Source organism: Burkholderia pyrrocinia (assembly GCF_018417535.1).
Classification (GTDB): Bacteria; Pseudomonadota; Gammaproteobacteria; order Burkholderiales; family Burkholderiaceae; genus Burkholderia; species Burkholderia pyrrocinia_E.
On record NZ_CP070978.1, the window covers coordinates 509,321 to 524,682 of the forward strand.

At 68.8% G+C, this 15,362-nt stretch carries 10 protein-coding genes and 1 pseudogene; 10 read left to right on the forward strand and 1 reads right to left on the reverse strand.

Going from position 1 to position 15,362, the window contains the following annotated elements; all coding sequences use genetic code 11:
• Positions 1 to 13 precede the first annotated feature (13 nt).
• The 10 genes from JYG32_RS20475 to JYG32_RS20520 are packed head-to-tail and all read left to right on the forward strand — an operon-like array spanning position 14 to position 14,655.
• Complete coding sequence (locus JYG32_RS20475) at positions 14 to 4,750, forward strand: hypothetical protein (RefSeq protein WP_213266744.1); 4,737 nt, start codon at positions 14 to 16, stop codon at positions 4,748 to 4,750.
• Positions 4,751 to 4,761: 11 nt separating this feature from the next.
• Positions 4,762 to 5,496 (forward strand): hypothetical protein, encoded by a 735-nt coding sequence (locus tag JYG32_RS20480; RefSeq protein WP_213266745.1) that lies wholly within the window; start codon positions 4,762 to 4,764, stop codon positions 5,494 to 5,496.
• Positions 5,497 to 5,991: a hypothetical protein gene (locus JYG32_RS20485; RefSeq protein ID WP_213266746.1), complete on the forward strand. Its 495-nt coding sequence runs from the start codon at positions 5,497 to 5,499 to the stop codon at positions 5,989 to 5,991.
• A 2-nt stretch (positions 5,992 to 5,993) separates the two neighbouring features.
• Entirely contained in the window at positions 5,994 to 6,641 is a 648-nt protein-coding gene (locus JYG32_RS20490) for a hypothetical protein (protein WP_213266747.1), read from the forward strand.
• Positions 6,638 to 8,764, forward strand: a complete 2,127-nt coding sequence (locus JYG32_RS20495) for a hypothetical protein (RefSeq protein WP_213266748.1) — start codon at positions 6,638 to 6,640, stop codon at positions 8,762 to 8,764. Before JYG32_RS20490 ends, JYG32_RS20495 begins: the two co-directional genes overlap by 4 nt.
• Positions 8,765 to 8,775: 11 nt before the next feature.
• Positions 8,776 to 9,123, forward strand: coding sequence for a hypothetical protein (locus tag JYG32_RS20500; RefSeq protein WP_213266749.1), 348 nt, complete (start codon positions 8,776 to 8,778; stop codon positions 9,121 to 9,123).
• 59 nt (positions 9,124 to 9,182) lie between these two features.
• Positions 9,183 to 9,677, forward strand: coding sequence for a hypothetical protein (locus tag JYG32_RS20505; protein ID WP_213266750.1), 495 nt, complete (start codon positions 9,183 to 9,185; stop codon positions 9,675 to 9,677).
• A complete protein-coding gene (locus JYG32_RS20510) occupies positions 9,670 to 11,118 on the forward strand; it encodes a hypothetical protein (protein WP_213266751.1) in 1,449 nt (482 codons plus the stop codon). The genes JYG32_RS20505 and JYG32_RS20510 overlap by 8 nt, the downstream gene beginning before the upstream one ends.
• Positions 11,119 to 11,148: 30 nt before the next feature.
• Entirely contained in the window at positions 11,149 to 13,509 is a 2,361-nt protein-coding gene (locus tag JYG32_RS20515; protein ID WP_213266752.1) for a hypothetical protein, read from the forward strand.
• Between the two features lie 9 nt (positions 13,510 to 13,518).
• Positions 13,519 to 14,655, forward strand: coding sequence for a hypothetical protein (locus tag JYG32_RS20520; protein ID WP_213266753.1), 1,137 nt, complete (start codon positions 13,519 to 13,521; stop codon positions 14,653 to 14,655).
• Here JYG32_RS20520 and JYG32_RS20525 read toward each other — a convergent pair.
• Positions 14,652 to 15,164: pseudogene (locus JYG32_RS20525) on the reverse strand (pyridoxamine 5'-phosphate oxidase family protein); the annotation flags it as partial. The gene JYG32_RS20520 and the pseudogene JYG32_RS20525 sit on opposite strands and share 4 nt — an antisense overlap.
• Positions 15,165 to 15,362 lie beyond the last annotated feature (198 nt).

Consider the following 15,362-nt stretch of genomic DNA (forward strand, 5'->3'; position numbering starts at 1 on the left):
GGTCCGGCTGTCGGTGGATCTCGACGCGATCGAGCATCGTCCGGGCGACCTCGACGAAGCGCTCGCGGCCGCGATGACGCGCGCGCTGCGACGCTCGGCCACGGCGACGTCGCGCGCGGGCGACCCTTCGGCCATCGTCGTGCACGATCCGACCTTCACGTGGCGCGGCGCGAATCTGCGCAGCGTTTCGGCCGACACGCGCCACGACACCGAAGCGCGCCTCGCGCGCGTGATCCAGCGTTCGGCGCGCAGCGGCGGCGCGCTGGCGCGCACGCCGGCGGCGGCAACGCCGGGCGCGAGCCTGCGCCGGCGGCCGTGGCGCGGCTGGCAGACGCTCACGAGCATTAATTTTCACGCCGAGGTCGGCGACTACCTCGCTTACGTCGACGACTCCATTCACAGCCGCCACGCCGACTACGGCACCATCTACGCGGACTACGAGGAGCAGTTGAAATGGGTCTCGCTGTGGGTCGTGCGAGTCGACCGTCCGTACCGGCTCTCGGATCTTTCGGCGGAACTGTCCGCACGCGGGACGGAGCTGAGCCATCTGCGCACCGGACGCGACGACGCGTTCTGGGTGTTGAGCGCATCGGAACGGGACCGGCAGCGCGTGATCCAGTTCGATCGCGACAACCTCGTGGCGGGCGCCACGCCCGACCTGTCGGGCAACAATCGCTACCTCAGGGCCTACGGCGGCGAGGTCTATCTGATGCCCGGCGCGCAGGTGATCTTCACGCTGATGGTCCTGCCGACCATCACAGTGGAGACCTATGCGCGGCTCGGCACGCCTGTCGACGTCGAGATCCGTAACCGCGACCTGGAGTTCCTGGTCTACCAGGACGGGTTTCGCGAAGCGCTGCGCGTCTCGTGGCCGGATTTCATCGCCGCGATGGGCGACGAGACCACGATGCTGCACGTTTCGCCGGTCGAGGTAACGGCGCCGGTGAGCCCGCCGACGCTGGAGCTACTCGCCGAGAATCGCGACTTGCTGCCGCCCGCCGGCCAGCTCGCCTACCGCAAGCGCGACCTCCGCCTGCTCAACCAGGAAAACATCGATGCGCTGCCCGATGCCGTTCGCACCGCTGTCGCGCCGCTGACGACCCCGGCCACGCTGGCGCTCGGCCCGGACAGCCGCTGGGGCCGCTGGCAGGCCGGATGGCGCGGCGCGCTGCTGTCCGCGACCTTCACGCTGTCCGAGGACCAGCAGTTCGCGATCAGCAATCGCACGCATGCCGAGACGGTCGCGAATGCGATCGTCGATTTGCTGGGCCACTACCCGGACGACTCGCTGGAACAGATCCCCTGGTGGAGCCGCCTCGACGGCATCTACACCGGCAACTTCGGAGCCTACGCTGGCGCGGACGGCGTTCGCACGATGTTCGACCTGGTGATGGAGACGCTAGAGGCGCGCGAGGGCGGCCGGTGGTTCAACGCGCTGCTGGACAAAATGGCGGCCACGCGCGGCGACGCCGCGCTGCACTTTATCCAGGCGGCCACGGCGTCGCTGCGCTACAACGCGCATCCGCGCATCAGCCAGATGCGCGCCGACTACAACGCGGCGACGCGCGCGGCGCTCGCGAACCGCTACTTCCCGGACAGCGGCGCCATGTGGCTGCACCAGGACGCCGATCAGCGCGTAGGGCTCAACGGGGTCGTCGCGGACGCGTACTCCGATTACGCGACGCACGCGCGCGTGCGGCACCTCGTCGAAACGCGCCGCGCGCAATTCGACGCCGCGCTGGAGACCGCGGCCAATCAGCTCCTCGCGGACATCATGGCCGGCCGCGTCGCTCAGGACTTCAGCAACGAGCAGTTCGCCAATGAAGCGATCAACCGCGCGGCGGCCGCGATCCACCTGACGAACGACGACTTCGACACCGTCAACCAGATCACGTCGCTGCGCGTCACCGCGATCGAGTTCGTGGTTGACCGCGGCATCGAGCGCTACAACGTAACGTTCAACGTGGTCCAGAAGATCGAGGGCGAAGCGAACTGGACCGACGTTCCCGGCACGAGCCGCAAGACCTCGGAACTCGATTTCGAGTGGCTCCTGTTCGGCTGGCAACTGGGCCGCATGGGCGACCGCTTCGAGAAGGTGGGGCTCGTGATCGGCGGTATCGCGGTGATCGCCGTCGCGTGGGAAGCCGGCATCATCGGCGCGCTGGTCGAGGCGGCCGGCGGCGCGGGGGCCGTGCTGACCTCGGTACTCATCTCGGAGATCCTCTATCTAGCGACCGCGAAGCACTACAGCCTCGAAGGCTTCGTGATGGCGGCAATCGACGGCTACCTGTTCGCGCTGACCTTCCGCTTCGCGGGCATCGGCGGGCGCGCAATCGCGCTGCGCATCGGGCGCGCGACGATGCCGCAAATCGTCGGCGGCTGGGTCGCGGAGCGGCTGTTCGTGGGCGTCGTGGGCGGCTCGCTCGGCGGCGGCGCGGTCGTCTTCTCGCACGGGCTCGCCGACACCCTGCTGCACGACGGGCCAGGGCCGAGCCTCGGCCAATACGTGCGCGGGATGACGATAGGCGCCTTGTTCGGGCTGTTCGGCGAGTTCGTGATCGGTCCGGCGCTGCAGGGCGCGTTCCGTGTCGGCGGGCAGACTGTGCTGAACACCGTCGAGGACGCCGCCCGCGTGATCCGCGAATCGGGTGCTTCGCCGGCCCGCTATGCGGCCGAGATCTCGCAGGCGCTCTCCGCGATCCGCCAGCGTCTCGCGACCTTCCTCGAGGAATCGAGCGTCCGGACCATCATCGACGGTCTGCGCGAGCGCATGGCGACGATCGGCGAGAATCTGACCGGAGGTGCCATCCGGCGGCGCTTCGAGTTCGCGATGTTCCGCCGGATCTTCGAACTGGCCGACGTCGGCATGGGCGCAGTCGAGACCGACGGGCTCGAAAGGCTCCTGTCGACGACCGAGGCCGGCGCGGCGCGCATGTCGCAGGAGGACCTGCTGGCGTTCCTGAACCGGGTGGCGACCGATCCGGGCCGCGCGCGGCGACTGCTGAACGCGCTCGGGCGGCTTTCCGACGAACGCGCGAGCGCGCTGATCGGCGGCGGGCAGCTCGATGGCCTGGCTTCGTCGTCCAATCTGCTGCACCACCTGACGACCGGCGAGATCGACCATGTCGACCGCATCTGGGACGTGCTCTCGGGGCCATCGTTCCGGCTCTCGGTGGCCGATTGCGATGCCTTCCTCGGCCGGCTCGCGCGCTTCAACGATGCGCAGCAGACCTCGGCGCTGGAAATGCTTCGTCGTCCGGAGCAACTCGTCACGCCGGAAGGTATCGCGCAGGCGCTCGAGAAAGGCGGCCTCGACGTTAGCGTCGGCGAGGGGCTCGACCGCCTGTACGGCGCGCTCGAGTCCGCGGCGGCGGACACGCTGATGCGCGCGATCCCGAGCGCCGATATGCCCGCGTACTTGCGCTGGCTCGGCTCGCTGCGGCAGGAAACCACGAATCAGCTTGCGCAGGACGGCTTCCTCGAACCGCTGGCGAGCGCGCCGCACGCGCTCGACTTCATCGGCCGCAATGGGTTCGATTCGTTCCGCGCGCTCGCGGCCGCGCATGGTCCGTTCGGCAACACGATTGCCGAGGCGGTGGCCGGTTTCGACGCCTTCGCCGGGGCGCTGCGCGCGTTTGCGCAGGACCAGCAGGATCTCGCGGTCGCCACGCTGCTGCGCACCGGCAACCGCGTTCCGCCCGACGCCCTGCTGTTCGCGTTGCAGCAGCGGCTCACGCTCGACGCGGAACTCCAGCGCGCTCTGGACAACGTCTACGTCGAACGCTCGGGCATGACCGTGCAGGAATTCCAGCGGCTCTCGGGCGCGCGCTTCGACTCTGCGCTGCGCGGGCTATACCGCACCGACTTGCCGCTCTGGCGCGAACTCGGGCACGTCGAGGCCATCGTACGCCACGACGAGGTGATGGAACTGCTGCGCCACGGCGCCAACCGCGCCACGTTCCGGTCCTTCGTGGGCCGCTATCCCGGCAACGAAGGCGTGGCGATCGATGCGCTCGGCCGGCTCCTTTCGCGCGTGCGCACGCTGAGCGGCGGCAACCTGCAGCGATTCGAGATGACCGACCTGATCCAGGCGCTCCAGTCGGTGACCGAACGCGGACCGACACCGATCGCCGAAATCGACCAGATCGCGGCAGATATTGGCCAGTCGGGATTTCCGACCCGCACGGTCGGCACCGGGCCGAGGGCCACCACCTTCCCGTCCGCGGCGGAGGAGGCGCGCGCGTACGTCCGGCTGCTCGGCGACAACGTCACGCCGACCCAGGCGCAAACGATGCTCACACTGCCAACCGATGTCAATGTGGCTAGAGTCGAAGTCGCGGGTGAAGGCGAGAGAGGTCCGGACGTCCTGCTCACGACCGACACGGGGCAAACCATCGGCCGCGAGTCGGTGGCCACGCGCATTCCCACCGTCGACCGTGCCGATCCGCTCGGCTCGCTCCAGCGGAACCTGAACAGCGTGAGTCTCAGCACCAAGGTTGACGCATACGCCAGCGGTGGCACCTATGCCAGGCGTGGGGGGATTCGCTGGCTGCGCCGGGAGATCGACGTGCGCATCGATCCCTCCGTGGACGGCTTCTCCTATGACGATCTGCTCGCACAGATGCAGGCGGACGGCTCGCTCGCGCCGTTTCTGGACCGCGTGATCCGCGATAACGCGGGCTGGACGAATATCAGCCGGATTCGCTTCTACAATTCGCGGGGCGCCCTGATTCACTCCTGGACGCCCTGACCGACGAGACCATGCGGGACGATACGATGCATGCAATAAACCTGATATTGGAGCTTCCGCTGACGGGCGATCTGGCCGGCAATCCGACCGAGATCCTCCGCCGCCTGGTGGAGCGCTGGTCGCCGGAGGTCTTTCTGCCGATGGAGTGTCGCGCGGCCGTCTCCGGAGAGCCGTTCTACTGGCCGCCCTCCGCCGCCCCGGATCTCGACGCGGCCCCCTGGCCTGGCGAGACGGTCGCGCAGTGGCCGGTCACGAAGCTCGACGGACATGCCGCACTGAAGCCGAACGTCTTCGAGCACCTTCCCGCAGGGGACCGCTATGCTGTGCAGTTGATCGGCGGCCTGCGCTTTGTCGAGCCGGACCTGTCTGCCGAGCCGGCCTGGTACGGCCGGGTCACCGCTGCGGACACGGCCGGCCAACCACCGATTCTGCTTACGCTCGCCTACGTCAGCTTCCATTGGCAGACCAACTGGCACGAGATCCGCCTGCGCTTCCCGATGCTCGGCTACCCGCTCAGCGGCCAACTCCCACGCTTCGACGACGAAGGCAGGCCATTTGGACAACAGCCGGCGGACATTATTGAGCGCAACCGGCGCAGCGTGATCGGCGCGTTCGCGCACTGCGCGAGCGCCCTCGGCTTCGAGCCTGCACAAGTGTCGTGGTCGGTGGAAACCGAAGAAGGCACGCCGGCGGCCGTGCACGAAACCGTCTCCGCGTTGCTGAAAGCCTCGACCGGGAGGACGTAAATGGCCACCAGCTACCAGAACTACGCGAACATCCCGTCGGCGATCATCTCGGACGGCATCCTGCCGATTCCGATCTGGGCCGTCACGACGATGAAGCTCCAGGAAACGTATCACCTGCCGCCGATCGGCTCCACCGGCGCGAAGGCAATCGTGGGCGTGCACGACGACACGATCGACCTGACCGGCGTGCTGGTGGGCATGGAGCGTTTCGCGTGGAAGCTCGCGCTCGAAACGCTGGCCGAATCGAGCAAGCGCGGCACCGCGCTCGGCTCGTTCACTGGCGGCAAGGTGTCGGGCCTGATCCTGATCACCGCGATGACGATCCGCACCGACATGCAGATCCAGCAGCTGACCTTCACGGCGAGCTCGGCCAAGCGCGACGCGCTCGACGTGATGATCCAGCTCGCCTACATGCCGCTGCCCGGCGCGCTCGGCAAGCTGCTCGATCTCGCGAGCGTGGGCGTGGGCGCGCTGATGGACGCAGGAGGGAACTGACGATGCCCGCGCCGCCCATCCCCGTCGACCGCTACCTGACGCCTGCGGACCCGCCGGCCGCTCCCGACGGCTTCGCGGCGATCACGCAAAAGATCATGACCGGCATTCCGCAGCCCATCACACTCGACGCCGACTTCACTGCGGTGCTTGCAGTGCCCACCGGCCTCGCCGGCGAGTGGCAGCAGGCGGACCCGGCCGCCGCGGTGTCGTCCAGCACCGTGCAGACGGACCTGTGCGATCCGACGGCAAATCCGGCAGCAAGCGCGCCGGTCGGCAACGTCGAGCGCTCGACGGCGCGGCTGCTGATCCAGCGCAACGGCACGAACGTCGCGTCGGTCCCGCTCACTGCCGGACTCACGTTCACCGTGCCCGCCGACGGCGGCGACGCGGCGGGCCGTCTCGAAGTGGCCGTGGTGTCGTGGGATCTGCGCGCGGGCTCCATGATGGGCCCGGGCGACTACGGCTCGACGCTCACGCTCGCGTGGCGCCGCAACGATACGGGCGTGCAGACCTTCGGGCCGGTGCCGCTCAATCCGTTCCTGCGCCTGCGTCTGCCGCCGCACATCACGATGCGCTCGGTGGTCGAGCTGAGCGTCGTGCAGACGATCTACGACCGCCTGCGCATCACGATCCCGAGGATCCTGCGATGAGCCTCCCGACGCTGTCCGCGAACCAGGTGATGATCGGCAACGCGTCCGGCTGGGCGCTCACTTTCCACCAGGAAGAAAACGGGAAGATCTCGCAGAAGCAGGCGCCGCTGACCCTCTGCTCCGCCGATTACGAGGCGCGGCTGAGCGCAACGCTGCCGGCCGGGCTCGAACCCGGTTCCTGCTCGATCACGATCGAGGGCATGACCGACGCGCATTACGCGCAGATCGCCCAGACCGGTGCGGCGTCGCAGCCGACGGTCGTGCAGCTCTATCTGTACTGGGTCGACGCGAATGCGAGCCCGCTCGGCTATCTCGCCAACCTCGGCGGGCTGACCGACACCCTCGGGCGCTTCGACCCGGCGTCGATGGCTTCGTCGCTGGTCGCGGTGCTGCGCATCGTCAAGGTGACGCGCGCGGTGGGCGTGCGCCGCTACGAGGCGACGATCGAGTGCAAGGAGCGGGTCTATCAAAACCTCTCGACGATTCGGATCGCGCAGCCAGTGGGCGGGACAAAGCTCAGCGAAGCGGTCACGACGATCGGACAGCGCACGGGCATCGACATCAAGTTGCAGGGCTTCGGCGCGGCCGGCTCGATGCCGGCTAGCAGTGGCAACCCCAGCGGCAGCCCGGGGGCGAGTTCCAGCGCCAATTCCGCCGCAAGCCCCGGCGACGAGCAGGTGTCGATCGAATCGGGCGGCACCTATGCCACCGCGCTCGCGGACCTCGCGACCCGGATGGAGCACGCGAGCGGCAAGTACGGGCGCGGCCTGATGTTGATCCGCGACGGCTCGCTTTATTTCGGAGTCCGTCAATTTCCGCTCGCCGGCGATTCGAAGCCGCTGACGCTCGGCAGCGGACTACTCGCAGTCGAGACGCTCGATCGCGTATCGGCCGATCCGGACGCGACGCCCGATTCGGCAAAGCCGGCTGCGGGATCGGCCACGACGTCCGCCGCCACACAGGCAACGACGCCGGCAACGACACCCGCCGCAACGCGCCGCCAGTTCAAGCTCACGCTCAAGGGCCGGCCCGACCTCAAGCCCGGCGACATGGCGACCTTCGACAGCCCCGCCGAGGAGATGGTGACCCAACCGAGCTTTCTGAACGCGCTGCTCGGCGGCGCATTCGCCGGCTCGATTCTTCCGGGGATGGGCGCCGACACGATCGCCCATCCGATCAATCTTTACGTGACGTCGGTGACGCATGCGCTTGGCCGCGCGACCGGGTTCGTGACGACCGTGGCGGGTGTCGAGATCGTGGACCTGTCGCGGCCGTGGGATACGGCCTCCGGCACGGGCGCTCATGCGCCCGGCCGCACGACCGGCACTACGGGCGCCCGATCGGACGGCGCCGCGTCGGCGGTCTCGGCGATCCGCCAGGCGGTGCGCGAAGGCGCCGAAACACCGCGCAGCGTCGACATCGGCGAGGTGCGCGGCTTTCATCCGTCCGGCGACGGCACGACCGAGCCGCCGGGCCAGACCGAGCGCGTCTTTCGCGGGCTGGTCGAGCCGGACGGGCGCGCGAACCAGGCCCGGCGCCTCGATATCCGGCGTGACAGCCCCGCGCCGATCGAAGGCGTGAGCTACGCGTCGCCGTTCGCGTGGGGCAAGTGCGGGCTTGTGCTGCCGCGCTACCCCGGCATGCGCGTGGTGCTCGCCCATCGCAACGGCCGCGCCGAGGACCCGGTGGAAGTCGGCGCGTTGTGGACGTCGGGGCACGGGCCGACGTCGCAGGCCGGCGACTACTGGCTGATCCTGCCTGTCGGCGTCGATCAGGCAAGCCGCAGCCAGGTGGCCGACACGGCGACGCCCGCCGAGTATGCCGGCAAGGTCACGAACGACCTGATCGACGCCGACGGCAACCGCGTCATCGAGGTCGGTGAGCTCACGCTGCGCGTCGGCAGCGACCATCTCAAGAATGCAGGCGAGCGGCCCGCGCGGCCGGCGGACCAGGGATCGGTGACGATCGAGCACGCGAGCGGGCAGTCGTCGATCGTCATGAAGCAGGACGGCAGCGTGATCATCACCGCGAAGAACATCACGCTCGACGCCGGGACCGGGACCATCACGATGAAGGCGAACAGCGTCGACGTCCAGGTGCAGTCCAACATGAACGTTCATTGAGGAGCACCGCCATGCCAGGCGTGCTGACCACCGCGAGCAACGTGACGTGCGGCCACGCGGGAAGCGTATCGACGTCGAGCTCCACGAAGCTGCAGGTGAACGGAACGGCCGTTTTGCTTCAAAGCGGCATCGTGGGCCAGTCGATCGCGGGATGTATTACGCCGAATTCGTCCAACCCGCCCTCGCAGCTGTGCAAGACGGTCTCGTCGGTGACGGCCGGCTCCGCGACCAAGCTTCAGGCCAATGGCCAGCCGGTGATTCTCGACACGCTGGCGGGCACCACGGACGGCGTCGTGCCCAATGCCCAGCCAAACCTGCTCGCGGGTACCGCCGGCCAAACGAAACTCACCGCGAGTTAAGACAGACGCGAATCAGGACAACGCAACTGCAAACGCGAGGGCATCCCCAGGGAGGATCGATGATCGACCAACAGAAAGACCCGTTGCGGCGCAGGGTGCTGGGCTGGGGCGTCGCGTGCGACCTCGTCGAGGCGACCGCCGATATCGGCCGCGACATCCGCTTCGTAACGACGAACAGCCTGCTCGATCTCGCGCGTGTCGAACTGATCGACAACCTCGGCCAGTCGCTCTCCATCGCGCTGACGACGGCGCTCGGAAGCGACCTGTTCAACGTCGGCTACGGCTTCGACGGCATCAACGCCATCGCCGAGGAGACGAACCCGGTCCTGATGCGTGAGCGCATTCGCATCGCGATCATCAAGGTGCTGCGCGCCGACCCGCGCATCCGGCGCATCGTCGACGTCAAGCTGGAAGACGGCCGTCTCGACGCCGTGACGGCCGGCAGCAGCATTCTCGATGTGCGCGTCGCCTTCGAAACGCTCTCGGGCGACGCGTACTCCATCAACATCGATCAAATCGCGCTGGGCGCGGGCCAGGTGACGACGAATGGCTGACCAGAATCCGACCAGTATCGACACCGCCGACGTGCTGGCGGTGGACGCGTCCGTGATCCGGACCACCAGCGCGGCCCCTTACGGCGTCACGCCGCAAGGGTTCTACGCGAAGCCGTTCGCACGGCTGCTCGCCGAAAAGCTCGCGCTCGGCCGCGCGCTGTTCGGCACCGACCTCGACCTCACCTCGGGCTCCGTCGTGCGCAAGCTCTTCGAGGTCGCAGCGCTCGAGGATGCCCGCACCTGGACGGCGCTCGGTGCGATCTACGACAATATGTTCGTGGTGTCGGCCGAGGGCCAGGCGCTGAGTGGCCTAGGCGCGGAGCTCGGCCTGCCGCGCCCCTACCTGGAGGCGACTGGCAAGATCACGCTGAAGCTCACGGGCACGCTGCCGGCTGGCGTCGCGCAGATCGCGATCCCGCGCGGCGCGCGGCTGCTGACGCCCGGCGGACATCACGTCGCGACCGACGAATCGGCGACGATCACCGCCGCGAGCCCGCAGGCCGACATCGCCGTCGTCGCGTTCTACCCGGGGCCCTCGCACAATCTCGATCCGGCCGTCACGGCGCCGGACGGCAGCCATCCCGAGCAGATCGACCGCTGGAACCCCTACGACACGAAGCTCGCCGACTTGCGTGCGGCCGAAGAAGCCGCGAACAAGACGCTGATGACCATCACGCACAGCGGGAAGCTGGCCGGCGGCGAATTGCAGTGGCCGGACGCGCGCTATCGCTCGATGCTGCTGCGCGCGCCGCGCTCGATCTGGACCGTCGACGCGATCCAGATCGCCGTGTCGCTCGTGCCGGGCGTGCGCCAGGCGCTGATCCGCGACGCGTGGGGCGGGCTCGACATCAACCAGTCGATCTTCGGCAACTTCAACTTCGTCGAGCGCGTGTTCGGCAGCGAGCGCGATCTCGGGAATCCTTACTATTTCACCGTGCTCGTGTCCCCCACGGATTCGGCGATCTGGGATGGGCCCGACGGGCTCGAGGCCTCCGTGCTTTCGGCCATCGAAGATCTGCGTCCGCTCGGCATTTTTCCGCAGGTGCAGCAGGCCGAGCAGATCGGCATCTGCGTGAACGCGGACCTGGTCGTGCGCGGCATTCCCATGCCGTTCGGCTCGAAGGCGTCCGTCAACGCGTCGGCGCCGGCCCAGGCGCTGAAGGCGCGGCTCAACGAACGGTTGCGCCGCTACGTCGACAGCCTGTCGTTCGGCGAGCCGGTGCGGGTTTCGGAAGTGATCTGGGCGATGATGAGCGAGCCCGGTATCACCGACGTCCAGAACGTCCAGCTGCTCCGCTATCCGCCGGCGATGGACAACATCGACTTCACTCAGCCGCCCCCGGGCGGCCCAGCCGGCCCCGGCTGCGGCCTGAACATCGATCTGGCGATCAACCAAGTGGCCGACTTCGTGGACACCGCCACGGAGCTGACGATCATATGAGCCGCGCACGCGACGGCGCAAGGAGGCGCTATGCCTGACATCCTGAAGCCCGACCGCTGGGCGGCTTCGTCGCAAGGCAATATGTTCGCGAATCTCACGACGCCGTTTGCCGGCGGCGCCCGTGCGCGAGACGTCGCGTGCGACGCCACGGGCCAGGCAGCAATGCCCGAGGTGACTCGCGACCCGCTGCTCGTCGTGGCGCCGGCCGCCGCGCTCGGTACAACCGGTCTGCGAGTCACCGCCGTGCTGCTTCCGGGCAACGCGCCGGCCAGTTTCGGGACCGTGGTGTTCGCCCCCTGGAGCGAGGCGGGCGCGTTTTTGCCGCTCCATCTGCCGACGGTCGACCCGAACGTCCGGACCGCCGCGCCCTTCACGCTCCTCCTGACGCTGGCCTCGATCGCCGCCGACGGCACGGCGACCGCCATCGCCGCCAACCGGATCGCGGGCCTGATCCGGCTTCAACTGATCGAGGGGATCTTCGGCCGCCTCCTCTACGCGCTTTCTGCCGAGAAGCACACGATCCGGCGTCAGGCGCGCGAGCTGGCCGCGATGCGGCAACTGTCCGGCGCGGCGGGCGATGCGCTCGACCGGGTGGGCGCGGAAGTGGGCGTGCCGCGCCTCGCGGACCGGCTCGCCGCCGATGCGGGCCACATCGTCCTCCAGCCATGGACCGATGCCGGCGGCGTGCCGATTCCAGAACCCGACGACAACTACCGTCGCCGGCTCGCGCTGTTCAGGCCGTTCCTGCGCGCGACCCGGGCGCGGCTCGACGACACGCTCAACGGCCCCGGCGCCAGCAACGCGCCCAATGCCGGGCTCCTCGCCGGCCTGGGCGTGCAGGCGCGCCTGCGGATCGACGAACAGGTCAATCCGTTCGCGGTCGCGGCCCATCTGATCAGTGCAGGCAGCGACGCCGTGCGCACCAACTTCCTCGGCTTCATTCGCGCGGCCCATCTGATCTGGCCTCAGGATGAAGCGACGGCGAAAGGCGTCCACCTCGCGCGGGCGCTGTCCCCCGAACGCCGCGCCAGCGTCGAGACATTGCGCGCGAGCCTGCGCCAGAGCTTCGATTTCCCGGCCCAGGCCGCGCTGGCGCCGCTGCTTGCGTCCGCGCTGGAGCGCGTCGGCCGTTGCCGGCGTGCGCTCGGCCAGGCCGCGCACTGGAGCGTCACGCGCGCGCAGGACGGCAGCGCGGGCAGCCGCTACGAGCTGGGGCTGGGCGTCGACCTCAAACCACCGGCTGCGGCGGACCTCGACGCGCTCGCCGCGGCCGTCGCTCACCCGCCGGCCATCGCCGACGCGGAACTGGCGGCGCTCGTGAGCGCGATGGCGCCGGTGCCCTCCGCGACCGATCCCACCGGCGCGTGGTTCCTGAATGCGTGCGGCCTACAAACCGTCTATACGGTCGATGCCGCGACGCTCTACGTTTCGCACCTGCCCGCGTTCGGCCTCGTGATCGCCGGGCCGGCCAACGCAGCTGTGGACGCAGCGGTCAATCTGCAGGCCGCTTACCAGGCGCCGGGCGACCCTGCGGTGAACGTCGTGATCCACGACGGGCTGGCGGCCTCGCTCGCCCAGTGGACGGCGTCGGGCGCCGCCGCGTGGACCGCGCTTTCGGCTGTCGATGCCACCACCGCGTGGAACGCCGCCGCGCCTCACGCGGCGGCGGACCCGCCACTCGCCGTGTTCCGGGCCGCCGGCCTTGCCGACCTCACGGTGCCCGCGCCCATCGTCGCCCAACTGGAGGTGCTCCCGGCGGAGCTCGTCACCGCGATCGCGCTGCCGGCCGCGCTGGCCTCGGCGGTGCTGGCCGGCACGCCGTCGGCGGCCGACGACCTGAAGCGGCTCGTCGGCCTGCTCGCGGCGAACGGTCTCGCCTCGGTGCTGCCGTTCACCACCACCGACCACCGCGTGATCCTGACCATCGGCGCGATCGGCCTGCCCGGCGCGGGCGTGAATCTGTCCGATCGCCGCTCGGTCGGCTTCCGCTGGTACACCGTCGCGCTCGCGGGCAGCGGCGGCAAAATCAAGCCGATCGGCAGCCGGACCGTCTTCACGTCCGCATCGGCCGGGCTTACGGCGGTCGTCGTACTCGGCTACGCGCGCCGGCCGGGCCTGAACGACCCCTACGAATTCCGGACCGATTTGCCGGACGGCACGCTGCTCACGATCCCGCAGTACGAATATCTGATGAACGTGCTCGGGGAAATCCTGCCGATCGGCGTGCTGGTCAACACCTTCGCGCTGCGCCAGAGCGGCGTCGACCTGAACGGCGACGGCCATCCCGATCCGCTCCCGCCGGGCGCTGCGCGCACCTTCCGCCCGTTCCGGCAAGACCGCCATCGCGGTCTAGTCGTTCCGCCACTGACCGCCGCCGACGCCGGCGCATAGGAGATCGAAATGGCTGTCAATACACTGCAACTCGATGGAATGGCGATCTCCGACGTGATGAAGTCCATTCGGGACACGGGCGTCGGCGATTCGGAAGCGTCGATCATCCTCGGCAACTGGTTGATCCAGCAGGGCGCGCGCCAGCAGCGGGTCTTCAACTATCAGACCGACTTTCCGGCCACGGAGCCCGACTGCGTCGAGACCTTCACGCCGACTTTCCACCACACGGACTGGGTGGACGGCGAGAGCGTCGTACAGGCCCAGCAATCGGCGGGCGAGGAAGGGTTCAACTCGCGCCTGCGCAAGATCGAGCAGGATTTCGCCGCCGTGCGCACGGACCTCGGCCAGGTATTCGCGTGCCTCGCGCACATGCGCGCCGAGATCCGCAGCCTGCTCGACGAGCTGCGGACCCAGATCAATCTGATCAACGCGGACCTGTTCAACCTGGCGCAGGCGCACGGAACCTACCAACCGCCGAGCTTCCCCCCGGTGTCCTTCATTCCGCCCTTCGACGCCACGAACGCGCATTTCGTCGGTTCGACGAAATATTTTGACAAGGACGTCGCCGTCTGGCAGACCAGCCAGGGGACGATCATGCTGCCCAACGTGACGCCGACGCCGTCGAACCCGGCCAGCGATCCGCGCGTCTCGGGTACGGCGAGCCTGGCGAAGTTCATGACGTCGAACCCGCAACTCCTCCAGCAGTTCGGCGGCAAGCCGATCACCAAGGCGGACCTGATCAAGAACTACGGCACGCAGACGCTCGACAACGGCATGAGCGTCGCCGACGCCGTCAGCATTCTTCCGGATACGGCCTCGTATGCGACCCCGGATGTGCTCGTCTCCGACCTCGCCGAGCGCCAGGCCGGCGCGATTCGCTCGTCGGGCGGGAGCGACGTGGTCAACGCGGCGCTCGGCGTCCAGGGCGCGCCTGGCGCGGCTTCCGGCGCAGCAATCGCCAACCTGCCCGGCCTGTCATCGAGTGCCGCCGCCGCGCTGAGCAAGAGCGGCATCACCACGGTCGGGCAACTCGCGGCCGCCAACCCCACCGACATCACCAAGGCGCTGTCGACAGGAGGCGTTGCGATGAATTCGGGCGACGTGGCCGCGACCTCGGCGCTGGCCAAGACGTTGACGCACCTCTAGCCCGTGCTCCCGGCGCGGCGAGTCCAGTCCGTCACATAACCGGGCACGCCGCCTTCCGGCTGCGCACCGTCGGGCTCGGGCGCGAGCGGCGTGAGCGCCAGCGGCAGCACGCCCGCCGAGACGGGGCGGGCGAGATCTTCGTCGTCGTCCTTCGAGCCGCCGGTGCGGATCTTCGCGACCGCTTCGTCGAGCGGCAGCCGCAGCACCGTCGTCGCGGCCAGCTCGTTGCGGTTGCCGGCGCGCACCTCGTGCGCACGGCCTTGCGCGATGTGATCGAGAAACGCGTCGAGCGCGGCGGTATTGCGATCAGCGCCGACCACTTCGAACGCGCCATAGATCATCGCCGAGCGGTAGTTCATCGAGTGATGAAACGCGGAGCGTGCGAGCACTAGGCCGTCGAGGTGCGTGACCGTCACGCAGACCTGCGCGCCCTCCGCTGCAAGCCGCGGCATGCGGCTGCAGTTGGAGCGGTGGATGTAGAGATGATCGCCCTCGCGCCAGCACGCCGTGCTCCAATGCCCGCTTCATTGGGCTCGACCCCAAACGGCGAATACACCAACACCTTCCGCGACATGAGCAAGGTGCGGGTGTATGCCGTCGAACCCAGCGAGGGCGTGGAGCAACTGCGAGTGCCGCCGTGGTTCTGGAACAGCGCGGAATGGAGTGCGTTCACCCAGGCCAGCGCCAAGGCCCAGCATGCGGCATCC